Raw genomic sequence first — 24,921 nt, forward strand, 5'->3', positions numbered from 1 at the left:
CCAGGTCATTTCTGTAAACTTTTCAGTACAAACTAAGCTAACCATCTTATATCAATCAGTTAGCTTAGCTTATTGCTCAAAAAGTAACAGACCATGGCACTAATTCGTTACATTGCCTTAGCGTTTCTTGACTATCTGATAATCCCTAAGCTTATTGGCAATCGCCGTATGGGATACCCCGAGTTTTTTCGCCAGTTGGCGGGTACTGGGATAAGCGGGATACAAGCGTCTGAGCAATCCGGCTTCGTACTCTTTCATAGCATCATCTAGGCTACCTTCAAATTCTTCATCGAAATAGCCAAAACCTTCGGCATAGGATGGCAGTTTAAGCTGCTCTACCGTGAGCTCTGTGGCGCCATCCCACATGGACACCGCCCTAAAGACCGCATTTTTCAGTTGGCGCACATTGCCAGGCCAGGCATAGCTGAACAGGTAATCACGGCAACTGGCAGAGATACGCCTTAAGGGGCTAGATAACTGCTGACTGTAGTGCTCGAGGAACATTTCTGTCAGTGGGATGACATCCACCTTTCGCTCCCGAAGGGCGGGCATATGGTAGCTAAGCACATGAATACGATAATAAAGATCTTCTCTAAACTCATCGGTTTGACAAAGCTCGGCGAGATTTTTCTGGGTCGAACAAATGATGCGTACATCAGCGCGCACTTCTTCATCGCCACCAATGCGTCTAAAGCAGCCATCCTGCAGAAAACGCAGTAACTTGACCTGGGCCGTTTTGGACATTTCGGCAATTTCATCTAAGTATACAGTGCCGCCACTGGCTTCTTCGAACAAGCCACGCTTCACCACAGTGCCTTGATTAACAAAGCCGAACAGCTCTTCTTCGGCGGCGCTGTCCGGAAGCGCGGCGCAATTGATGGCAATAAAGGGTTTTTCACGGCGCATGCTGGCATCGTGACTGGCTCTAGCCATCAGCTCCTTACCTGTGCCGGTTTCCCCTGTGATAAGTAGCGGTGCATCCAGCTGAGCCATGCGTCTTGCCTGCTTGAGCACGTCTTTCATCTTGTCACTCATGGCCAATACGCTTTCAAAGCCCGTGGTCTGATTTTGCAAAGCATTAAATTGCTTGCCGACTCGAGCAGGCGATTTAAGCGACACCACGGCGCCGGCAAGAATTTGGCTGTCGTTTTCATCAGGCAGGTAAATCGGCAGCATTTCGGCAAGGTATTCGTTCGTGCCTATGGTGACCCTTGTCGCCTGCGCCAACACTTGCGGCTCACTGAGCCAACGACCAAAGTTAAAGCCTTGCACCCAATGGTTGAGAGATTCATCCAGCACTTCATGCTCGGCCATGCTTAAGGTCAGTAATGCCGATTCGTTCACTATGCGAATTCGGCCCTTGGCATTGATAGAAAAAACTGAGTCTGGCAGGGTTTGCAATAAGGTTTTTAAGGCGTAATGCTCTTGCTCTGAAGGCATAAAGGACACAGTGCGCACATCGTGCACGCTTTCCACTTTACGGATAAGCGGCATAAGTTCACGCAAAGTTTCAAAACTAATCTCGGCAAATTGCAAATATAAGAAACCGCGATTGCTGGCGTCGATGGCGATAAGATTGATGCCATATCTTTCTAAAATAACCAAAATATCCTTGGCTAAACCGACCCGGTCGATACAACTGACTTCCAAACGCATGATGCAACTATTCCTTTTTATAATGATTTTTTTGGAATGGGTAATGAATTTATGGGCATTAAGCCGTGATTGCAGGGCAGAATTAACACCACTGCACACGTCTTGACTGGGATACGTTAGAAGGTTATTTCACAAGTGGCAAGTCTTGTTTACAGACCAGTGAATGCGCCATAAAAAAAACAGCAGCCTCCATTAAGGTAAGCTGCTGTTTTTTATTGATTTAAAACTTAATCTAACAACTGGTCTGTCTTGGCAGCCATGATGAAATCATTCTTATGCAGGCCCTTAATTGAATGTGACCACCAAGTCACTGTCACCTTGCCCCACTCAGTCAATATCCCTGGATGATGCCCTTCTTCTTCTGCGGCATCGGCAAGCTTGTTAGTGAATGCCATGGCAAGTTTAAAGTTCTTAAACTTATAGACTCGTTCAAGTTGCATTATGCCGTCGCGGACTTCGACGCCCCAATCTGGGATCAAACGAATAAGTTCGGCTAATTCTTGATCAGACACCTTAGGCGCATCGGCTTGGCAAGCTTCACACTTCATGCTGGTTAACGCGTTCATAACAACTCCTGTCTTAAGTATTTCTCTATTCTGTTTAGATAATGTCGCTAATGCTAGCGGCTTAACTCGCTTTCACTTTTGGGGCAAATTTCGCGGGCAGTAAGCCAAGTTCTTGTGCTTTGGCCACATAGGCCATGATGTCCATGTTGGCTATCTCATCAAGATAATCAACAGATTCAATCACATAATATATGGGCTGCATAATATCGATACGATATGGGGTACGCAGTACTTCGAGTAAATCAAAGGGCTTGCGTTCTGGGTCATCGCTTAAGGCATACAAGGTTTCCCCAGGTGAGCTTAAGATACCGCCGCCATAAATATTTAACGGCTCGCCCTTACCCTGCACTAGGCCAAATTCTATGGTGAACCAATACAGACGCGCGAGAAAAATACGTTCTTCCTTGGTTGCCGCAAGACCTAGCTTGCCATACATGTGGGAAAAATGAGCGAACGCTGGGTTGGTTAATAAGGGGCAGTGTCCAAATATTTCATGAAATATATCAGGCTCTTGCAAGTAATCGAACTCTTCTTCGCTGCGAATAAAGGTCGCCACCGGAAATTCTTTATTGGCCAGTAACTCAAAAAAACGCCCAAAAGGAATAAGTGCCGGCACGGCAGCAGTCTTCCAACCTGTGGCCTCAAGTAGCACCTTATCTATGTCACCTAACTGGGGAATGCTGTCTTTTGACATATTCAGCGCGTCTAAACCCTGCATATAAGCATCACAGGCGCGGCCTGGCATATTGGTCACTTGGCGCTCATAGAGTCGCTGCCAAATATGGTTTTCCTCAGGGCTATAGTCAATAACACCATTAGCATCTGGGGTATGGGAAATGTATTTTGTCGCCATCTTAATAAGTTCCACTTTACGTCAACTTCACTCCCACCATAGTGTGCCATGGCGCACAATTTGTTAACTCTTAGGGTCTTTATAGTCCTGAGACTTGGGTGCATAAATTGTAAACTTAAGCATACAAACCCAAATTTACTCCCTGATTAAACAAGTAATTCAACTAGATAAAAATGTGAGCCATAAGATATTTCTATGAAGATTAAAGCAGACCATAGTGTTATTTCGGTGCAAATTCACATGCAATTCCACTTAAGTTAGTTACAATGTCAGCATTACTCAGATTTGTATCGCGATATTTAGGTTATTCATGAAGACTCATCTCGTTCGTAAGGCTGTCATCCCTGTTGCTGGCCTTGGCACTCGCATGTTACCGGCCACTAAGGCCATTCCCAAAGAAATGCTGCCCATAGTGGATAAGCCACTCATTCAATACGTGGTATCTGAAGCTATTGCCGCCGGCATTAAAGAAATCGTGCTGGTGACCCATGCCAGTAAAAACTCCATCGAGAACCATTTCGACACCAGTTTTGAGCTAGAAGCCCAATTAGAGCGGCGGGTAAAACGTCAGCTATTAGATGCGGTGCAATCGATTTGCCCCAAAGATGTGACTGTGATCAGCGTGCGTCAATCCCAAGCTAAGGGCCTAGGCCACGCTATTTTGTGCGCTAAACACGTGGTGGGTGATAATCCCTTCGCGGTATTGTTACCGGACGTATTAGTGGATGAGGCTAGCTGCGATCTTCGCCGTGATAACCTTGCCAAGATGGTCAGCCTGTTCGATGAAACACAAGTGGGCCAAATCATGGTTGAAGGTGTTGACCATGCTGTGGTTGATCAATACGGCATTGCCGATGTGAATGGTCACGATCTCAAGCCGGGTGAATCCAAGCCACTCATCGCGCTTGTTGAAAAGCCAAGCATAGATGAAGCGCCATCAAACCTCGCGGTTGTGGGCCGCTATGTACTCCCAGCTGAAATTTGGCCCTTATTAGCCAAGACCCCTGCGGGCGCCGGCGATGAAATTCAGCTCACCGACGCCATCGCCATGTTAATGCAGCAGCAAACCGTCAATGCCTATGCCATGGAAGGCAAGAGTCATGATTGCGGCAATAAACAAGGCTATATGCGCGCCAATGTGGAATACGCCCTGCGTCACGCTGAAATCGGCTGTGATTTTAGTCAATACCTTAAAGCCTTAGTCAAGGAGCGCTAACATGACCATTTTAGTGACAGGCGGCGCAGGTTACATAGGCACTCATACTGTGGTCGAGCTGCTGAATGCCGGCCAAGAAGTCATCATAATAGATAATTTAAGTAACTCTTGCCTTGAAGCCCTTAAACGAGTGGAAACCATCACAGGCAAGACAATGAGCTTCTATCAAGGGGATATTCTCAATAAACCGTTACTGCAAAAAATCTTTACCGACAACAAGATAGACAGCGTTATCCACTTTGCGGGTTTAAAAGCCGTCGGAGAGTCGGTGCAAAAACCCCTTAAATATTATGAAACTAACGTTACGGGCACCTTAGTCTTGTGTGAAGTCATGGCGGAATTTAAGGTTAAAAACTTAGTCTTTAGCTCCTCGGCGACCGTGTACGCCGAAACACTGAAACTGCCGATTACTGAAGACTTTCCCTTAGGGGCCAGTAATCCCTATGGCCGTTCAAAGCTCATGGTTGAAGAAATTCTTAACGACCTCTATATCTCTGACAACAGCTGGAATATCGCCCGCCTGCGTTACTTTAACCCAGTTGGCGCCCATGAAAGTGGCTTGATTGGTGAAGACCCCAACGATATCCCCAATAATTTGATGCCTTTTATTGCCCAAGTCGCGGTGGGGAAAAGAGAGAAACTGCACATCTTCGGTGATGACTATCCCACCCATGATGGCACTGGGGTGCGTGACTATATACATGTTGTTGATCTGGCTAAAGGGCATTTGCTGGCACTGAATAAACTCGCCACAAAACCAGGTCTTGTGACCTACAACTTGGGCACAGGTAAAGGCGGCAGTGTGTTTGATATGCTTAAAGCGTTTGAAAGCGCCTGCGGTAAGCCTATTGCTTATCAAGTCAGCCCGAGGCGCGCCGGCGATCTGGCATGTTATTATGGGGACCCAAGCTTGGCACTGGCTGAACTTGGCTGGCAAGCCAAGTATAATTTAGATGATATGGCGGCCAGTAGCTGGCATTGGCAGTCAACCAATCCTAATGGTTATCGTTCACGCTAGCGCGTAGCTTTACATCGACATACTGCAAGGCTAAGGCAAGAGGTAAGAATTGTGACTCAAGGGATAGATCAAGGGCGGCGACGTTTCTTTCGGCGTCAAACTAACGATGCACTACGGCCACCTTGGGTGAAGGCAGATATCGACTTCACCGATCTTTGTAGCCGCTGTGATGCCTGCATCAAAGTATGTGAGACTCACATCATCAGCCGAGGCGATGGCGGCTTCCCCGAGGTTAATTTCAATCAAGATGAATGCACGTTTTGTGAGAAATGTGTCAGCGCCTGCCCTGAGCCCATCTTTGACCTCCACCAAACGGCCCCTTGGGCCATTAAGGCCGAAATCAGCTCAGCCTGCCTCACCCAAAATGGCATTTGGTGTCAAAGCTGCAAAGATGCCTGTGAGCCTAGGGCCATCAACTTTGTGATGGCAGTAGGTCAAGTGCCTAAACCACATATAGATTTAGATGCCTGCACCGGCTGCGGCGCCTGCGTCTCACCTTGCCCAGCGGATGCCATTAACGTTATCAAGCCAGACTAATCTGAGCTCAAATCTAATATGCGCTCAAATGAGCACTTATCCATAGATTTTTCGCCACTCATTAATAAGGCTAATAAATTCCCTTGGACTTCTGTCGAGGCAATCATGGGGCAAGTAAATATGGTAACCCAACTGGCTATTTAAGGTCTGCGCCCTGTGGCCGAACATGGCCAGTACGCCTTTGTAACGTTCGCCGTGTACTTCAAGAGGGGTAAATTCTGCCCCCAAAAAATGCTCCAACTCTTGCAAATCTTCATCTTGGGTTGCCGCCGTCATCAATAGCGGCCGCTGCTCTGTCAGTAAACCTGTGGCTAAGCGAGGGGAAATACAATCCAATAGTGGATTGATTTTATTCAGTTTAAAGCCGATGTAAGGCAATTCAATCAAGTCTAAGTTTTGACTGACTCTAACACTATCCAAGCGGTGAATATTATCCCAATCCATATGCCAGCTGCCGCGTCTATGGTAATAATCAAGGCCACTGGGCGTTAATCTAAGACTGACCTCAGGCTCATAAAGCTTAGCGATACCCAGCACCAAACAGGTCATGCCTATGCCAATAAAGACGATTCCTGGGGCGAACAGCTGAGTCATAGACAGCACGAAGGTGAGCCCTAACAAGGCGCTTATCCAACCGACCAAGGTTAAGGTTAAGCCGTTGCGCTTTGAATAAGGCTTAATGGTCAACTCAGTCACTAAAGCCGCGTCGCTGTTTAAGCTTGCGCCCTTATTTCCCCCCCCATGATCAACTTGTTCAGCCGATGAGTTGGGATCTAGTGGGTTTGAAGGTTCACTTGAAGACCCATTTGAAGGCTCATTCGAAGGCTTTGGCGTCATCATTAGTTATTCCACCCGCGTTTTACATCGAGCCATAACATGCCGACATATTCATGAAGGGATGCTTGAGAAAGAATTAAATTATCGGCAGATAAACGCCACCAATATCCATCGCCAGCAAGAAAGTTGCTCGGCGCCGCTTCAGGATTTAAGCCTAAACTTCTGGCTATCCTCATAGCTCTTGACATATGGGTGGCTGAAGTCACAAGCCTAAAAGGCGCTTCCCCCATTATTTGCTTCATGCTCATCAATTCTTCAATGGTATCTCTGGCTTCTGGGAAGGTGGTAATTTGCGCTTTCGATACGCCAAGCTCTTGGGCCGCCAGCGCCATGACTTCGGCGTGGGACGCCCCTTCGCGGCCGCCATTCCAACCACTGACCACTAAACGACAAGAGTGTGGAGCCTCAGTGGTTGGTTCGCTTAATTTAAGCTGCCTTATGCCTTCGACTAATCTCGCTAAGGCAGTGGGAGATAATTGCTGAGTGGCACTCAAGCCAAGGGTCAGAGAATGGCCTGAACCTAATACCATCACGGTGCATTCACCCTGAATCGCTTGATGGTTGGCACTGTATCTTTGCTCTAAACTCCCGCCTAATAAGTGACTTATCTGCAACTGACTCAAGAGCACAATCGCTAACATGGTAATCACTAGTCCATTGGCCAAGGCGTTAACCTTAGCAGCACGGCAGTTGATGATAAACAGCAAAATTAATAATAATAAAAAAAGCAAGGGAAGCGGCATAACCAACTGAGCTAACAGTTTTTTAAGCCAAAAAAACACGCCAGAATCAAACATCTTGTCTCCAAAATACCCCAAAGGAAGCCTTATAGCGCCAGTGTACCGTTAAGCTGGGTTAAACCCAAGATTTGGAATCATGCCTGATTTAAACAATTTAAACTGACTGCTTACATTTCCACCGCTCATTTACTTGCAGGAATAAAAAAGTATGAGAGATTTATAAGGCACCAAAAAAGGTGCAATTAATAATAACTCAAGGAACTACAACAATGAAAAAGAAAACCATACTCGGTGTTTGTGGGGCAATGGCCATTAATACTTTTATAGCTACTGCAGCTGACATTGAATTTAAGGAGACCCAAACACTACTACAGGGTGAAGATGTGCAGACATTTTTATTGAAAGACATGGATGGTGATCATCGGCTCGATGTGATCTGGCAAACCAGCAACGGGGAACTCAAATATAAGCTTCAGAACAATCAAGCAAGAGTGACCTTTGATAGCATTAAAGGAACAAAGTGGCGGTTAACTTATGATGTTAGTGGCATCGACAAGAAGCTAGACTTTTTTAACGATGGCGGTGTAATTGAAGACCAAAGCAACTATCAATTTAATATTACCCAAGTCACAGTTACTGAATTAAACCAACTCAGCTTCTGTACTGACTTCAGTGCAGGCCTTAACCGCACTCGTTGCTTATGGAAATACCAAGTAACCGAAGTGTTACCCAATATTATTAAAGGGGTAGATCAAAGAACAGGCGAAAGCTGGACAGCTTATAAATTAATAAACTAATTCAGATCCTAATAAGAGTAATGTATAGCAAGTATTTTACATTACTCTTCATTGAATTTTAACGATACTTATCAACAAGCTGGCTGATATTAACTCGCGAGTTTCGGAACAGGTATTCTGCTCACAACAAATCGGCACTATCCTCAAAATCCTCTATCGAGTCGAAGAGCGGTTTTTAAGCAAGTGCCATAGCTAGCCTGTACGCTAAGCTCGCTTATACAAAGTTACATAAGCGTTTCAACAATTTTTACATCTGTAAATATTTCAGAAAATTCTTCAAGTTTAATTTTTTGAATAGATCCTCTCACCATTTCAGCTATTACACTCATAGTCACAGCACCTACGAGGAAGCCGGGACCACTTCCAGTAGTCGTCAAGCCGATATTGCCACCAGCAATGGTCGAGTCAATGGATGGGCCCGTATTGGGTAAATAATAAATCTGCGGTTTGGCTTGCTTGTCTTTAGGGATCCATAAACCGCCAGGGCCAGCATTAGGGAAATTCCTTTGACCATAAGCTGGCATCACACCCTTTTTTAAATATGAATCCGCGTATTCTTCAGAGAGAGCAATGACGACATCCCCCGAATTATGGTAGTAAAAACCTTCTTTATCTTCACCGATCAGGACATAGGTACCCGCCTTAAGTCCGTGAACCCAGTGATAGTTTAATAGCCCATATATGCCTTCTACATAGAGATCTTGTTCTAAGGTGAAATGAGCAGACTTAGTCGCGGGTTTAAGATCATTCATTTTAACCGCACAACCTGAAGTAAAGATGAGGAAAAACAGAGGTAGAAGGTATTTCATTATATTCCCTTATTGTTATATCAATTTTATTATTAGTGCCCGAGTTATGAACCAGCTTAATCCCATAAGCGATGTTAATCGTTTCAGATGTCGAGCTCAAAGTACAAGGCTCAACATACAGCTTTCGATTTTAAATTGAAAGAGTTAGAGCTTGTGACGACAGTTTTCAACCTTACCATATTCTACTTCAACGCCCGAAACCAACTCTTTGACTCAATCGTGCTGACCCCATTGAGTCGCCGACAAATTAGCCCACGTATTACGCACTGCTAACAAGGTGAACCATGTCTTTCCATCATGTGAGTGTGAGGCGACCGTCTGGCCCATGGCTGCTCTCTGGCATCTGACCCACACAGATGTGGGAAATGTCATCATGATGTCGAGAACACCTTTGACTATGCCATCGCAATATTTGTGAGTCCATTCCTATGGTCAGGATGTTCGAGCCCTCCAGGACACTTTTGATTTAAATTCAGAGGCGGCGCGTCGATAACTTTTTTGTAATAAAAAGACCATGGCAAGCCTAAATGCAGGAGTTTTCAATACTAACTTTTAACAAAGCATTACCGACTATTACTTACTCCCCCCGTAATCCCATATAAAACAAAACCCACAGATTCGAGTCTACCTCGAAGCTGTGGGTTTGGTGGTTTGTTTTAGTACTGAAGCTGAGTAACTTAAGCTACAGGCTGACGCGTAAACTCACTTGCAATCGCTTTGGCTCTTACAATTGCACTGCTCGCTCACACCTTGCCCCATAACCAGGCGGCGCCGCGTACGCCGGATGAGCCGCCGAATTTGTTTTCCAAAATTGGGGTATCACATTCGCCGCCCAAAACGTATTGGCGCAGCAGTGCTGGCAATCTTGGGTAAATGGCTTGCACCTGTGACATGCCGCCCCCTAACACTATGGCATCGGGATCGAGCATGTTGATCATGTGGGCGAGCGCACGCGCTAAACGGTCAAGGTAGCGCTCAAATGCCGCCACCGCAGTTGGATCACCCGCTTCCACAAGGGCCATTACATCATTGCCACAGGGCAAGGATTGGCTACTGTTTGTATTAAAGTCACGCACAAAGCCTGTGCCAGAAATAAAGGTTTCGATACAGTCTTTATTACCGCAGAAACATTCAGTGCTATTGAACTCATCTGCCGTCATCCAAGGCAAAGGGTTGTGACCCCATTCACCGCCGATACCGTTGCCACCGCCGTGTACTTTGCCATTAACCGCGATACCGCCGCCGCAGCCTGTGCCAATAATCACCCCAAACACTAATCCCTTGCCGGCAGCTGCGCCGTCCACGGCTTCTGATACTGCAAAGCAGTTGGCATCGTTGGCGACCCGCACTTCACGCTTGAGCAATTCGCCTAAGTCTTTATCTAAGGGCTTGCCATTGATCCAGGTGGAGTTGGCATTCTTAACCAAGCCAGTAAAAGGTGAGACTACGCCCGGAATACCCACGCCCACTGTACCTTTAAGGCCAGTTTCAGTTTCAGCGGCATTAACTAGCTCACAAATCGCCGCCAAGGTGCCAGGATATTCCTTAGGCGTTGGAATGCGCTTTCTAAATAGCTCGTGCCCTTGTTCATCAATGGCCAAAATCTCTATCTTAGTGCCACCTAGATCCACACCCATGCGCATCATATCTTGTTACTCCATCTTATTATTGTTTGGGTCTTAGCCCGAGTCATAGGCCTAGTCTTAGCTAAACACATGGTTAAGCTCAGGGCTAATGTCATGATTAAGCTCAGGGCTAATGTTAAGGCTAATGTTATGATTAAGCTCAAGGCTGCTCAAGGCTGTTTCATCGCTAAGCTCAAGGCTGTTCTTGGGGCCAGCATTCTTTGTGGTTCGCCCCATGCTCAAAACCCCATTGAAATTGATACTAAGCCAAGCGCTGCCTCAGTCAAAGTAAACCCTTCATTCTTGCATTCGTATTCAGTAATAATACTTAACATATCCTGCAGTTAAATCGATATATCAAGGGTGGCATATTTGATTTCTATTTGATTAGCTTAATATTATCAATTTGCAATACGACGCCTTGTTGATCGCCCCACTTCGGGAAAATAACCATCGGGGTATCAACTTTGGTCAAATCTAAACTTGAACCCTTGTTAGCCACCAGATCAGTTAATGCAATATTATAATGGGTCCACGCACCGATATCCGGTGGGGTTATGTCAAAATCTCCTGAACTACAGGGGGTTTGACAGTCCATTTTAATCTTCATATTTCGCACTTCACGCGGATCTGTTACCACATTCAAATCGAATGATAAGAAGTTAAAGCTGCTGAAATCCATCACAGTGCCGCTACTTTGATAAAACCCTACAGCTTCATTGGTATTAAAGGTTAATTGGGTCACTATTTTATGCTCGCCTCCCACATCGACTTGCTCCTCTACTAATTGTCCAGATGCTGCAAATAAACCAAAAGCATAGGGAGCAACAGCGGCATCATCATATACCACTAACTCGGTCTGCTGAGCCACTTGATATTCATAACGAATATTATCCAGTTTGAATACCACTGGCCCAGTAGGTTCAATAACAAATGGATTAACAACATCGGCCAAATTGACAGTGCTACCCGGTGAAAAGCGATTACCACTGGCCACAAGGCTGGCAAGTGGCACTCTGACTTCTTGCCATTCATTGAGGTTAGTCGGCAGTGAAATACTCATGTCACCCACTTTTGGCCAACCACTGTCGACTTTAACCAACACTTCTGTTCCCTGTGTGATTGAGGCGATATTGATATCAAACACTAACTCACCCAGAGCTTGCCAATGGGATAAATCAACCCGTGGAGAATATTCAAAAAATACATTACCTATTGTTGCTATTTTGGTGATTTCAAGCACCTCACCGCGCACATCATCACTACCAACTTGATAGGTTATCGCGCCATCTGGGTTATAACTTCCAAAAGATAAACTGGTGTTGAGTGCGATGGTATCGGCATAACTGAATAGGCTAAAAGTGGGCCCTTGACCAAATTGTGTATCCGGTATCACAATCTCTGGTGCGCTATGACCCGGCACGATAATCGCCGCATCATCAATAGCGGCGCAACCAGCTCCTGTGTTCGGTGAGTCAGCACATTCATACACACGCACATAATCAATTTGCATCGTCTGTGGGAACACACTTTCATCAATGCCAGTGTTATTGACATTCGCCGCCCAAGACCCGCCTACCGCAAGATTAAGCAACATATGAAATTGTTGGTTAAAAGGTGCGTCACCGGGTGCATTGGCGGTAGCGCCATTTTCATCAGTGTATTGGCTGTACCAACCAGACGAGCGTTGGGTAGCATAATGCACATCATCGACATACCAACGGATCTCATCTTCTTGCCATTCTAGGGCGTAAACGTGAAAATCATCGGCGGGATTTTGTGCCTCTGGTAAATGGTAATCTTGACCACTGTAAACATTATTCGGCCAGGTTTTGCCAAAATGTAATGTGCCGTGAACCGCTGATTCAGGTTCGCCCCCATTGGTCACCGTTGTTAAGTTAACGGCTTCCATGATATCTATTTCACCGGATCCCGCCCAAGGGCCATACACCCAGTCAGTTGGTAACATCCAAATAGCAGGCCATGTGCCCTGGCCTTGCGGTAACTTAGCGCGAATTTCAAATCGACCGTACTTCCAGTCACCTTTGTTTTTGGAGACTAATCTTGCAGAGGTATAGTCCAAGGTTTTAGACGTATCTAAAGGATCATAATTTGGATCAGAGTCATTCACTGCAGGCCCTGAGAATGTCTCTCTTAGGGCGGTGATGGTTAATAGCCCTTCCGCCACCTGCGAGTTTTCAGATCTTGCGGTATAACACTGCGCTTCATCATTACCACCACCAAAACAATCAACTGCAAAACTCCATTTACTGCTATCGACTTCTGTACCGTCAAATTCATCTTGCCACACCATCTGCCAACCCGTAATGCTTGTGGGAGGTGTTGCTTCAACTTCGTCAACAACTGTGGGGTTGCCTGAACCACACCCTAATAAAAACAGTCCTGACAAGGCAATCGCGATGATATTAAGCTGAAAAGATAGCCCATTTATTTGATGATTCATTTTTGCTCCTAAACAAAATTTAATCGCACGTTGTCAATAACGGAGTCCAACTCAGGGCCCATCAACTGTTTCACTCGGCACATCTTTGCATGCTATTGGCTAGGCTTTACTGAAATCAGCAAAGCCTGAACCGCGCAAATGGTTAATGATTAATTACATTGAATAGTGTGTGCTTGATGGTTTGCTTGAATAAGGACATCGCTAAAGCTCAGCTGAACCTTAGCATCTGTCGCAAGATAAAAAGGCGATACCATCTTGCCAAAGTCCATCGATTCTTGCACAAAGCAATTCAGTGCCACACTGACATTGTTCCATTCACCTACGGTCACTTGTTTACTAATGTCATACTGTGCACGGCAGTCGCCTTCACAAGCCATACCCAGCCACAAAGGTTGATTTAATGCACTGTCAACTTTAATACTGAGCGACAAAGCCGAATCAGCATCACTGTAGGCGCGAAAATCTCTTGGGAAATTACTCACTAAACCCACAGTACCCAGTTCAGTCCCATTAAATTGGACTAAACGGGCATCTTCTTGTACTTGCCTATCCATAGTGCGGATTTTAAGGGCACTATTCTCAGCGACACTGCTCGACAAAGTCTGCCAATCACCCTTACTGGCTATGTACATAGACCAAGGTGATTTCACTGCCCGCTCAAATAAGGCAAGATCTTCTAGGGCTTGGCTGGTTGCCATATTGTCTTCAGGCAATGGCGCTAGCGCTTTCCCATCGGTGAGCCCTGACCGATAGGTCAAGCCGTAACCATAGGGGAACAGGGGTTGATAATCAGCGGATGTGCCCTTGTGTTGCGCTAAGGGAAGATTAACCTGAGTTTGCTGCGGCGTTGCCGGCCATGAAAACGATAACTTACCCACAAAATCATGGGCTAGGCTGCCGTCATTCTCCCTAAACAACACATCCGCAATGCCTTGACCTTCACTGCCTGGCAGCCAGGCAGCAACAAAGGCATCCGATTGATTAATCTCAGGATTGACCCACATAGGCCGGCCACTGATAAACACGGACACCACAGGAATACCTTGGGCTTTAAGCTTTTTCAGTAACGCCAAGTCACGCTTGTCCCCCCGTTGGTATTCTAAGTTATCAATATCACCATTGCCTTCGGCGTAAGGCTCTTCACCAAACACCACGATCGCCACATCAGGCTTTTGCTCTGGGCTGAATTCTCCCCTAGGGCTGAGTATTGCCTCGCCGCCACCTTGGGCTAGGCGCTGCTCAATGCCAGCATAAATGGAGCTGGCGCCAGGGAAATCACTATTTTGATTATCAGTCCCCTGCCAAGTAATAGTCCAGCCACCGGATTGCTTACCGATATTGTCGGCGGCATCCCCGGCGACCAGTACCTTGATGTTAGGATTTAGCGGCAATAATGATTGGTTGTTTTTAAGCAAGACCAAGGATTCCCGCACCGCTTGGCGGGCGATATCTCTGTGACTCGGGTGACCGATTAATTGGGTGTCTGCGGATAACGGCCTATTGGCAGGACTCGGTTTATCGAACAAACCAGCACGCAATTTAACTCGTAAAATACGCCTTACCGCATCGTCTATTCGCGCCTGACTGATTTCACCGTTTTCCACTTGGGCTAAGGTGTTTTCATACAAGGGTTTCCATGCCGCTGTGGGCACCATAAAGATGTCTAAGCCCGCATTAACGGCTTGAGCGCATGACTCGTTTGTACAGCCAGCCACTTGGCCGTGGCCATTCCAATCCCCCACCACAAAACCATCGAAGCCTAATTTGCCTTTTAATACCTCAGTTAACAGGTAGGGATTGCCATGGTTTTTTACTCCATGCCAGCTATTAAATGAAGCCATTACGCTTTGAGCGCCGGCGTTGAGGCCGCCCACATAGCCTTGAGCATGAATGTCATACAAGTCTTGCTCACTGGCCAAGTTATCTCCCTGATCTACGCCTTTTTCAGTGCCGCCATCGCCTAAAAAGTGTTTAACCGTTGAAATCACGTGTTGATCAGATAAAAAGTCACCCTTAACAGCCCCCTGTAGCCCCTCAACGATGGCGTATGCATAGGCTTTTACAATTTGTGGGTCTTCCGAATAGCCTTCGTAGGTTCTGCCCCAGCGATCATCACGAACCACGGCAACCGTAGGGGCAAACACCCAATCTATGCCTGTCACCATGACTTCTTTAGCGGTAATGGCAGCAATTTTCTCGATTAACTTAGGGTTATTCGCCGCCCCTAACCCTATGTTGTGCGGGAACAAGGTGGCGCCAATGACATTATTATGGCCGTGCACCGCATCGGTTCCCCACATGGTTGGGATAGTGCTGCCATCTAGGCTGTCATCCACCGACGCTTGATAGAAAGCTTCTGCCAATGCAACCCAATTCGCTGGCGTGGCATGTTTATCGTTATTGGGATAAGCACCGCCGCCATTGAGGTATGAGCCAAAGCCATATTTGCGCATGTCTTCAACCGTTATATCGCGAATTTCTGGTTGGATCATTTGCGCCACTTTTTGCCCTAAGGTCATGGGGGCAAGCAGTGCCTCTATCTTGGCTTCTAACTGCGGATCTTTCCCTATGGCAGGCACAAGTTCAGGCCAAATAGCCAAAGAATTGGCCGCCTTTTGCGGTGCTTCAGCCGCATCCTTAGCTGAACTTACTTGCTGACTGTCACCACAAGCGCTAAGCGCTAGCATGACCCCTAAGGCAAGTAGGCTCCCGGTAAGCGGCCCTGTATTTTGTCTGTTAATTAATGTCATAGGTTATGCCTTTTCTGCAGATACTGGACGCTTTGCATCGCAGCCAATCAAGCCGTAATACACAATAAATACGTAGCATAGTAGCGGCACTATGAAAGCGAGTTGAATGCCAAAACTGTCCGCCAGTATGCCTTGAAGTAAGGGCAATACCGCGCCCCCCACTATGGCCAAGCACAAGATGCCAGAGCCTTGGCTGGTGTGCTGCTGCAAATCTTGTAACGCTAAGCTGAAAATCGTTGGGAACATAATGGAATTGCATAATCCCACCAGTAATAATGCCCACATGGCAAGGGTGCCGACATTCAGCATGGCCGCGGTCACCAACACGCAGGCACACACAGCATTAAAGGCGAGCACTTTACCGGCTTTAATTTTTTGCATCACGGCGGCGCCAATAAAGCGCCCCACCATGGCACCACCAAAATAGTAAGCTATGTAGTTCGCGGCCTGAGATTCAGAGATGCCGCCAATGTCCTCTTGGGTTAAAAAGCTAATTAAAAAGCTGCCTATGCCCACTTCTGCGCCCACGTAAACAAAAATACCCACAGCGCCCAATATCAAGTGTGGATAGTGCCACGCACTGCCGGCTATCCCTGAGCGGCTATCCAAGGATTTTTTACCCAGTAAGGGCAGCTTCAGTAACATAAAAATCAGCGCTAACGCGAATAACGCCCCCGCTAAGATTAAATAGGGCATTTGCACCGCGCTGGCTTGTTGCTCAACCGACAATTGGCCTATGACCTTACCGACTTCTGTGATCTTCTCGTCGTGCTCAACGGTCGACAAAATTAACCAGCCACCAAAAAATGGCGCAACCGTCGTCCCCAGAGAATTAAAGGCCTGAGTTAAGGTTAAACGAGACGATGCGGTTTCAGCAGGCCCTAATACGCTCACATAAGGATTGGCCGAGACTTGCAAAATAGTAATGCCCGATGCCAACACAAAAAAAGCAAACAAAAACATATTGTAAGAGCCGTAGCTCGCCGAAGGATAAAAGAGTAAACAACCAACACAGGCAATGGCTAATCCTGTAATTATGCCTTTTTGATAACCGATTTTCCCGACTAACACTCCAGCTGGAATAGACACAATAAAATAGGCCCCAAAAAAACAAAACTGCACCAACATGGCTTGGGCGTAACTGAGCTCAAACATGTTTTTTAAATAAGGGATCAAAATATCGTTAAGGCAGGTAAGGAATCCCCACATAAAAAATAGCGAGGTTAACGCCACTAACGCAAAGCGAAAGTTGCCCTGCTGATGAGTTGAATTAACCTGAGTTAATTCTGATTGAAGCTCTGATGTCGCCATGATATGCCCTTATTCTTGTTAATCGTTTTGGGTTGCTGTACCTGGCGTCAGTCAAATCCCCCGCAAATATCATCGCTTAGGCTCTCGCCCACACAGGCAAGTCATCGCGGCAATCTGCTATTGGGTAATCATTAGCCAAATCAGTTATTGATCTTTGGATAATTTATCACTAACCTCAATGTAAGCGCTTTCATTTTTAACATATCAATAACGCTTGTCAACGATTTTCAAACGCGAAAGCACAATTTCAACTGAGTGACAAACCGCTTGTTAAGGGGCTACCCCTCGAATGTTAAAAAAGTATATTGCTGATAAATAACTGATAAAAATAATCAACACTAAGCGAATAACCCAATGAAAATATCCTTACCAGCCGATTCAAACATGCATTCAACCTCGTTTATTTATGGGGTGGCGACGGCCTCATTCCAAATCGAGGGTGGAGTCGACTCACGCCTGCCCTGCATCTGGGATACCTTTTGTGCCACAGAAGGTAACATTCGTGATGCATCCAATGGTGAACACGCCTGTGAGCACTTAAAGTTATGGCGTGAAGATGTCGACCTCATCGACTCATTAGGGGTCGATGCCTATCGATTATCCATTTCTTGGCCACGGGTGTTGCATAAAGACGGCAGCTTAAACCCTCAGGGCGTTAACTTTTACATCGACCTGCTTGATGAGCTCAATCGCCGTGGCATTAAGGCCTTTGTGACCTTATATCACTGGGATTTGCCCCAGCATATTGAAGATAATGGCGGTTGGTTAAATCGTGACACTGCGTATTTATTTGCCGATTACGCCGACAAAATAAGCCAGGCATTTGGCGACCGAGTTTATTCCTATGCCACCTTTAATGAGCCCTTTTGCAGTTCATACTTAGGCTATGAAATTGGTATTCATGCCCCTGGATTGGCTAAAAAATCCTACGGCCGACAATCGGCCCACCATTTATTACTGGCTCACGGCTTAGCCATGAAGGTGCTGCAAAAAAACAGCCCCAATAGCCAAAATGGTATCGTGCTCAATTTTACTCCTTGTTATAGCGCCACAGATGCCGCCGCAGATATCCGCGCCGCCAAGCAAGCCGATGAGTATTTCAATCAATGGTACATTAAGCCGTTGTTTGACCGTTGTTACCCCGATATTATCGAGGATTTGGCCAGTGAAGACTTGCCAAGCATTGAAGAGGGAGATTTTGATATCATCGCCCAGCCGCTGGATTTCTTAGGGATTAACTTCTATACCCGCGCAGTCTATAAAGCCGATGAAAAAACAGGATTTAGCCAAGTCGACATGCAAAATGTGCCTAAAACCCAGATGGGCTGGGAGATTTACCCCCAAGCCTTTACCGATTTATTGACTTCTCTCAATGCACTATATCCACTGCCTCCTGTCTACATCACAGAGAATGGCGCGGCGATGGACGATAAACTGCAAAACGGTAACGTGGATGATCAAGACAGACTGCAATACTATAATGCTCACTTGAATGCCGTGAATAATGCCATCGAACAAGGGGTGAATGTGATTGGCTACTTTGCCTGGAGTTTAATGGATAATTTTGAATGGGCTGAAGGCTATTTAAAACGTTTCGGGATTGTCTATGTTGATTATCAAACCCAGCAGCGAACCCTAAAAGCCAGTGCCCACGGCTACCGTGACTTTATACAAGCAAGAAAATGAACGCCTCAGCGGCATTAAGTCGGGCGATAAGCGGCTTCATGCGATGCAAACCGTCGCATAATTTAAACAATAATAATCATTGAGGCAGCCATGATAAGTATCAGAGAGAAAATAGCCTACGGACTCGGGGACACGGCCAGTAACATAGTGTTCCAAACCGTGATGCTATTTTTAACTTTTTTTTATACCGATATTTTCGGCATTTCACCGGCATTTGTCGGCACCATGTTTCTAGCCGTGCGTTTAATCGATGCCGTTACCGATCCCTTAATGGGCGCATTAGCCGACAGGACAAATACGCGCTGGGGTAAATTTCGCCCCTACCTGTTATGGTTTGCCCTGCCCTTCGGCTGTATCAGTGTCTTAGCCTTTACCACCCCAGAGTTATCTGAAGACGGAAAAATGATTTACGCTTTCGTCACCTATACCGCACTAATGATGGTCTATACCGCAATTAACATTCCTTACTGCGCATTAGGCGGGGTGCTGACCGCGGATCCACAGGAGCGGGTATCGGTGCAATCCTACCGCTTCGTATTTGCTATGCTGGGCGGCTTATTAGTCTCAGGGTTAACCTTACCCTTAGTGGATTTTTTAGGGCAAGGCGATGAGGCTAAGGGCTATCAACTGACCATAGCGGCCATGAGCATATTAGGTGTGGCTATGTTTTTAGCCTGTTTTTGGGGCACCAAAGAGCGCTTACATCCCCCAATTAACCAAGCCTCCAGCTTTAAAAAAGACTTCATCGACATGCTCAACAATGACCAATGGCGAGTGCTGGCCATTGCCGCCGTGTGTTTATTGTCTGGCATGGTGTTACGCACAAGCCTTGCCATTTACTACGTTAAATATTTCCTCAACATGCCCGACTCCATCACACTCTTCATCACCTTAGGCATGATAGGCAACATCTTCGGCTGCATGCTAGCCGAGCCATTAGCAAAGCGTTTTTGCAAAGTTAAAGCCTACATCAGCTTGCAGCTGCTGGCCGCTGCAATCTGCATCATGAGTTACTTTGTGCCGAGCGACCAAGTGGTGCTGGCCTTTGGCATGTTTGTGATATGGGGTTTCACCTTCAACATGGCGACCCCCCTGTTATGGGCAAAAATGGCGGATGTGGTCGATTACGGTCAATATAAAAACGGCGTGCGTATTACCGGGATGATTTACTCATCGGTGATTTTCTTTATCAAACTCGGGGTGGCCATCGGCGGCGCAGCAGCGGGTTGGTTACTCGCAGGCTATGGCTATCAAGCAGGCGCAGTGCAGACCCTCGATACCCAAGAAGGTATTTTATTGTCCTTTACCCTATACCCTGCCATAGGCTCGATAGTGGTGGCCTTGGTGATGCGTTGGTACAGCTTAGACAATCAAAAAGTGCAGCAAATCCATTTAGAATTAAATAGAGAAGCAAAATAAAAGCGTGTTAATCTTGGGGTTATCGGCTCCAAGATTGGCATAAAAACAATTATATGGCGACAATTTACGACGTATCTATCATGGCTGGAGTATCGCTGGCGACCGTTTCTCGAGTGATGAATAACAACACTAAGGTCAGTGATAAAACCAAGCAAAAAGTACTGGATGCAATGCAAGCATTAGGCTATCGACCTAATACCATTGCCCAGTCATTGGCCTCGAACCGTTCAAACAGCGTCGGGGTGTTAGTGTCCCAGCTTGATGGTCCCTTCTATGGTCCCATGATGACTGAAATTGAAACCGCCCTTCGCAGTGCCAATAAACACGTGATCATCGCCTCAGGCCACAGCGACGAGAAGCAAGAAAAAGAAGGGGTCGAGTTTTTAATGAGTCGCGGCTGTGACGCATTGATTTTGGACGTTGAAGCCGTCTCGGATCAGTATCTGATTGAGCTGAGTCAAGGTTCAACCCCTGTGGTATTTATTAACCGTTATATCGACGCCATAAAAGAGCGTTGTGTCTATCTAGAAAATGAAATGGGCGGCTACTTGGCCACTCAACACATTTTGTCATTAGGGCATAAAGCCCTTGCCTATATTTCAGGCCCCTTGTTCAAACTCGATGCCAGAGATCGCCTTCAAGGCCATAAGCGCGCCTTAGCAGAATTTAATATTGCATTTGATCCTGAGCTTTGCGTTGAAAGTAACTTCCGTGAATTTGGCGGCAGTGACGCCATGGAGCATTTGTTGTCCCTCAATAAACCCATTACTGCTGTGGTCTGCGCTAACGATCAAATGGCCTCTGGCGCTATTTCCGTTTGTTTAGCCCGGGGCTTACGGGTACCCGATGATATTTCTTTTATCGGCTACGACAATATCCCCTTTCCACAGTACATTTCACCTAAGTTATCCACTGTCAGTAACCCCATTAACGAGATGGGAAAAATGGCCGCTAGATGGGTGCTGCAACAGGTCTATAACGATAAAAATGTCGTTGTTGAAAGCTCATTTCAGCCAGAACTCTTTATTCGAGATTCGTCCCAAGCCCTTGCCCTTTCCAATGTCAATGCTAATACCCCCTGATAATGGCAAGCCAACACAGGACTTTATAACCTCAAGGGCGATGTCCACAACACAAGAGCCAGGTAAACACCCCACGAGCCATGCCGCCAACTCATGAATTGAGCATTAAGTTTGCCTCACGCCCTGGGGCTTCATCTGTCAATTAGCCGTTATTTTCGGTTTAAAAGCGCACAACAAAAGAAAGCGCTTACATTTACATCAAAAATACCACTGACAATAAAATGCATTAAAAACAACAACTAAAATCTTATGATACATTAATCAAAATTTTTTAGTTAACAAATTGTAATGGTTTTGACTTGTTTTGGTTGACTGTGGTCAGTTATTACACTATTTTTATGTAAGCGCTTACATTGCCTGTTTGATAAGACAAGAATTATAAGTAATGGTTACAGCGTGGATGGATAATAAAAAAAACGACTTGCGCCTAACCCGCAGTTAAATTGAGATAGTAAAATCTAGTCAATGGGGATTTCCTAGATGAAAACAAGATTATTTACCAAAACCAAGCTTGCCACTAGCCTATCGCTGGTGCTTGGAGTGAGCAGCGTCTTACCTGTTCATGCCGCAGATAAGGCCAGTGAAGATAAAATTGAAGTGTTCCAAGTCACAGGTATTCGTGGCAGTTTAGTTAAATCTATGGATATCAAGCGCAGCTCCAATGGCATTGTCGATGCCATTACATCCGAAGACATAGGTAAATTCCCTGATGGCAACTTAGCAGAGTCATTGCAACGCATCTCTGGCGTGTCAATCGATAGAAGTAATGGTGAAGGCGCTAAAATCACAGTTCGAGGCATGGGGCCTGAATTCAATATGGTGACCCTAAATGGTCGTCAGATGCCAACCGTAGGTGGACGCGCTTTTGATTTTAGCAACATAGCCACAGATGCTGTTAGCACGGTAGAAGTGTATAAAACCGCTAAGGCCGAATTACCCACGGGCGGTATTGGTGCTACGGTAAACATGATCACTGCACGCCCCTTCCAAAACCCGGGTTTGCAAGCCGTTGTGAGTGGTAAAGCCGTTCACGAAACCTCGGTTGAAGACAGGGGAAGTGAGCTAACACCTGAGTTATCAGGTTTATTTAGCAATACCTTTGCCGATGACAGCTTTGGTTTTCTTATTTCAGGCTCTTTCCAAGACCGTGACAACAGAGAAGAAACCGCAGGTGTCGATAACTGGATCCCGAACGTGGGTACAGGCACTGGCATAATTACTAATAACAACCAAAGAGCCGATGGTGCCAACTGGTATCCTCAAAACTCTGGATACACGATTAAAGACAACAGCCGTCAGCGTACCAATGGCCAGATTGTATTCCAATATACCCCCACAGACACACTCACCTCGACACTGGATTATACCTATTCAAAAGTGGAAACCCGAGGTGATTTTGACTCCTTCGGTGTCTGGTTTAACAATGGCGGCTCTATTGTTAATGGCACTATCAATGAGCGAGGCACCTATACCCAAGTCGCCGAATCCGGTGGTGATTTTGCCACCAACGTAGGTCGAGGTGAAAGTGAAAAAGAAAACAAATCACTGGGCTTAAACATTGAGTGGCAAGCGACTGAAAATTTTGAGTTTACCTTCGATGCACACACATCTTCAGCCCTAGATAGAGGGGTGGGCCTAGGTAATGATGCCTTCTTAATTATTGGTAATACCTTCTGTAATTGGTGTGGCAGCACCCCAGGTGCGGGTCCAAGCACTGCGGCTATCGACGTCAAGAGTGCCACTTTCCCGGCAAGTGGTATTCCAATTTATGACATGACCTTTGTCGACGGTAATGGCAATCCTCAGGCAGGACTAACAGCCGCCGACATAGGTTCATTATTTGGCGGTGCAACTCAAGATAGCAGCGAAAATGACATGGACCAATTCCAGCTAAAAGGGAAATGGCTCAATAGCGGTAACGGCTCCCTGGTCAGCATCGACTTTGGTGTCGCCAGAACCGAGCAATCATTTAAAAACACCAAAGCTTATTCAGGTTTATTACCTGCAGGCTGGTGGAACTGGTCGGCGCAATATTGGCCAGATGAGTTATGGTCACAGGGCAGCACCAATGGCTTATTAAACGCCTTTGGCAACAGCGGTAATATCACTCAAGGTTCATACTACAGAGCCGATTTCGACACTATCTTGCACGGTTATGAAACCATCACTGATACCTTTGCTTCTTGCTGCTTCAATGAATCTTGGCCCGATGAGTTCAAAAATGCCGATGGTACAGGTAAGTTTTGGGCAGGCAGTAATGATTCAGATGCGCGAGTTAATGAAGTGGTCACTTCGGCTTTCACGCAATTAACATTCGAAGATGAATTCAATGGCATGCCGATAAACCTAGTGACAGGTCTTAGGTACGAAGAAGCTAAAATATCATCTCAAGGACTTGAGACCCCTGCAACTAACGTGATTTGGTCAGGTGGTAACGAGTTTGTTTACGAATTCGGCGAAGCTGCATTCTCTGACGGTGAAGCGACCACTAAGCAATTTCTACCTAGCTTAGACATAAGCTTAACTGTCACGGACGATCTTATTACTCGTTTCTCCTTTGCTCGCTCTTTGACTAGACCTAACATAGGTGATTTACGCTCAACCACCGATTTTGCCGGTTCTCCCAAAGTCGGTCAGCGAAAAATTGTTTCCGGCAACCCTGGCTTAAGCCCCTATATTGCAGATAACTTCGATTTATCGGCCGAGTACTATTACGCAGAAGGCAGTTACGTTTCAGTAGGTTACTTCAAGAAAATTGTTGATAACTTCCTTGTTAAATCAAGCTCTAAAGTGGAAATTGATGGCATAAGAGACGTATACGCAGGCCCTAGGGCTGAAGAAGCCCGTGCTCAACTCGTCGCTGAGGGGCTGCAAGCCACAGATCCTAATGTGTTTGCACGCATTAACGAGAATATGGGCATTACTGATCTAACTACCCCAATACGTCCTAATGACGACGACCCTTTGGCCGTGTTTGATAGAACTGGGGTGACCAATGGTGAGACGGCTAACCTGTTCGGCTGGGAAATTGCAGCCCAGCATTTATTCGGTGACTCAGGTTTTGGCGCTATGGTGAATGCCACCTTCGTTAATGGTGACGTGGAAGCTGACCCAGATGCCATCGAACAAGAGTTTGCCCTACCCGGCATGAGCGATTCGGCTAACGTTTCAATGTTTTATCAAAATGAACAGTGGTCGGCACGGGTATCTTACAATTGGCGCGATCAGTTCTTCAGCGGTTTAGATCAACACGGTTCACCGGTTTATACTGAGGCTTACTCTCAAGTGGATGCAAACGTAAGTTACGCCATCACAGAAAACTTCACGGTATTTGCCGAAGCGCTTAACCTAACCGAAGAAACCCAGCGCTCTTTTGTGCGTTATGAAGAGCAACTGCTTAGGGCAAATCAGTATGGTGCTCGATATAACTTAGGCATGAGATACAAGTTTTAATCCTAGCCTGTCAATAGATGGCCACTGAATGAGATTGCTAGTGGATAAGCGAGCTCAAGGGTGAAAAAAAGCAGCGACCTAATAAGTCGCTGCTTTTGTATT

At 46.2% G+C, this 24,921-nt stretch carries 19 protein-coding genes; 8 read left to right on the top strand and 11 right to left on the bottom strand.

Annotated elements, in window-relative coordinates; genetic code table 11:
- Positions 1 to 117 precede the first annotated feature (117 nt).
- The 3 genes from tyrR to phhA all read right to left on the bottom strand — a co-directional run bounded on the left by tyrR (position 118) and on the right by phhA (position 3,075).
- Positions 118 to 1,656, bottom strand: coding sequence for a transcriptional regulator TyrR (tyrR, locus tag SDEN_RS13500; RefSeq protein WP_011497023.1), 1,539 nt, complete (start codon positions 1,654 to 1,656; stop codon positions 118 to 120).
- Positions 1,657 to 1,883: 227 nt separating this feature from the next.
- A complete protein-coding gene (locus SDEN_RS13505) occupies positions 1,884 to 2,222 on the bottom strand; it encodes a 4a-hydroxytetrahydrobiopterin dehydratase (RefSeq protein WP_011497024.1) in 339 nt (112 codons plus the stop codon).
- 61 nt (positions 2,223 to 2,283) lie between these two features.
- On the bottom strand, positions 2,284 to 3,075 hold the full coding sequence (gene phhA, locus SDEN_RS13510) for a phenylalanine 4-monooxygenase (protein ID WP_011497025.1): 792 nt from the start codon (positions 3,073 to 3,075) through the stop codon (positions 2,284 to 2,286).
- Positions 3,076 to 3,385: 310 nt separating this feature from the next.
- Between phhA and galU the strand changes: the two genes are divergently transcribed.
- From galU to napF, 3 genes are read left to right on the top strand one after another with little or no spacing between them, the layout of a single operon-like run.
- Positions 3,386 to 4,291, top strand: a complete 906-nt coding sequence (gene galU, locus SDEN_RS13515) for a UTP--glucose-1-phosphate uridylyltransferase GalU (protein ID WP_011497026.1) — start codon at positions 3,386 to 3,388, stop codon at positions 4,289 to 4,291.
- A gap of 1 nt (position 4,292) precedes the next feature.
- Positions 4,293 to 5,309 carry a UDP-glucose 4-epimerase GalE gene (gene galE / locus SDEN_RS13520; protein WP_011497027.1) on the top strand — a complete coding sequence of 339 codons (1,017 nt, stop codon included), beginning with the start codon at positions 4,293 to 4,295 and terminating at the stop codon, positions 5,307 to 5,309.
- A gap of 51 nt (positions 5,310 to 5,360) precedes the next feature.
- A complete protein-coding gene (napF, locus tag SDEN_RS13525; RefSeq protein WP_011497028.1) occupies positions 5,361 to 5,846 on the top strand; it encodes a ferredoxin-type protein NapF in 486 nt (161 codons plus the stop codon).
- A 36-nt stretch (positions 5,847 to 5,882) separates the two neighbouring features.
- On the opposite strand, the gene SDEN_RS13530 is transcribed toward napF, so the two are convergent.
- Together SDEN_RS13530 and SDEN_RS13535 are read right to left on the bottom strand one after the other, a co-directional pair.
- The gene (locus SDEN_RS13530) at positions 5,883 to 6,542 is read right to left on the bottom strand and encodes a DUF2982 domain-containing protein (RefSeq protein WP_011497029.1); all 660 of its coding nucleotides are present in this window, start codon (positions 6,540 to 6,542) and stop codon (positions 5,883 to 5,885) included.
- Positions 6,543 to 6,685: 143 nt separating this feature from the next.
- Complete coding sequence (locus SDEN_RS13535; protein WP_011497030.1) at positions 6,686 to 7,480, bottom strand: YdcF family protein; 795 nt, start codon at positions 7,478 to 7,480, stop codon at positions 6,686 to 6,688.
- Positions 7,481 to 7,692: 212 nt separating this feature from the next.
- On the opposite strand from SDEN_RS13535, the gene SDEN_RS13540 reads away from it, so the two are divergent.
- A complete protein-coding gene (locus SDEN_RS13540) occupies positions 7,693 to 8,220 on the top strand; it encodes a hypothetical protein (protein ID WP_011497031.1) in 528 nt (175 codons plus the stop codon).
- Between the two features lie 224 nt (positions 8,221 to 8,444).
- Here SDEN_RS13540 and SDEN_RS13545 read toward each other — a convergent pair whose 3' ends face one another.
- The 6 genes from SDEN_RS13545 to SDEN_RS13565 all read right to left on the bottom strand — a co-directional run bounded on the left by SDEN_RS13545 (position 8,445) and on the right by SDEN_RS13565 (position 17,179).
- Positions 8,445 to 9,029, bottom strand: a complete 585-nt coding sequence (locus SDEN_RS13545; RefSeq protein WP_011497032.1) for a hypothetical protein — start codon at positions 9,027 to 9,029, stop codon at positions 8,445 to 8,447.
- Positions 9,030 to 9,772: 743 nt separating this feature from the next.
- Positions 9,773 to 10,675, bottom strand: a complete 903-nt coding sequence (mak, locus tag SDEN_RS13550) for a fructokinase (RefSeq protein ID WP_011497033.1) — start codon at positions 10,673 to 10,675, stop codon at positions 9,773 to 9,775.
- Between the two features lie 57 nt (positions 10,676 to 10,732).
- Entirely contained in the window at positions 10,733 to 10,891 is a 159-nt protein-coding gene (locus SDEN_RS20555; protein ID WP_157599861.1) for a hypothetical protein, read from the bottom strand.
- 142 nt (positions 10,892 to 11,033) lie between these two features.
- Positions 11,034 to 13,118, bottom strand: a complete 2,085-nt coding sequence (locus tag SDEN_RS13555; RefSeq protein ID WP_011497034.1) for a glycoside hydrolase family 16 protein — start codon at positions 13,116 to 13,118, stop codon at positions 11,034 to 11,036.
- Between the two features lie 149 nt (positions 13,119 to 13,267).
- The gene (locus tag SDEN_RS13560; protein ID WP_011497035.1) at positions 13,268 to 15,868 is read right to left on the bottom strand and encodes a glycoside hydrolase family 3 protein; all 2,601 of its coding nucleotides are present in this window, start codon (positions 15,866 to 15,868) and stop codon (positions 13,268 to 13,270) included.
- Positions 15,869 to 15,871: 3 nt separating this feature from the next.
- Positions 15,872 to 17,179, bottom strand: coding sequence for a sugar MFS transporter (locus SDEN_RS13565; protein WP_011497036.1), 1,308 nt, complete (start codon positions 17,177 to 17,179; stop codon positions 15,872 to 15,874).
- Positions 17,180 to 17,533: 354 nt separating this feature from the next.
- On the opposite strand from SDEN_RS13565, the gene SDEN_RS13570 reads away from it, so the two are divergent.
- From SDEN_RS13570 to SDEN_RS13585, 4 genes are all read left to right on the top strand, one after another.
- A complete protein-coding gene (locus SDEN_RS13570; RefSeq protein WP_011497037.1) occupies positions 17,534 to 18,865 on the top strand; it encodes a GH1 family beta-glucosidase in 1,332 nt (443 codons plus the stop codon).
- A 90-nt stretch (positions 18,866 to 18,955) separates the two neighbouring features.
- Entirely contained in the window at positions 18,956 to 20,284 is a 1,329-nt protein-coding gene (locus tag SDEN_RS13575; protein ID WP_011497038.1) for a glycoside-pentoside-hexuronide (GPH):cation symporter, read from the top strand.
- A 53-nt stretch (positions 20,285 to 20,337) separates the two neighbouring features.
- Complete coding sequence (locus SDEN_RS13580) at positions 20,338 to 21,366, top strand: LacI family DNA-binding transcriptional regulator (protein ID WP_011497039.1); 1,029 nt, start codon at positions 20,338 to 20,340, stop codon at positions 21,364 to 21,366.
- 480 nt (positions 21,367 to 21,846) lie between these two features.
- Positions 21,847 to 24,819: a TonB-dependent receptor gene (locus SDEN_RS13585; protein WP_011497040.1), complete on the top strand. Its 2,973-nt coding sequence runs from the start codon at positions 21,847 to 21,849 to the stop codon at positions 24,817 to 24,819.
- Positions 24,820 to 24,921 lie beyond the last annotated feature (102 nt).

Origin of the sequence: Shewanella denitrificans OS217, assembly GCF_000013765.1 — a bacterium.
GTDB classification, from domain to species: domain Bacteria; phylum Pseudomonadota; class Gammaproteobacteria; order Enterobacterales; family Shewanellaceae; genus Shewanella; species Shewanella denitrificans.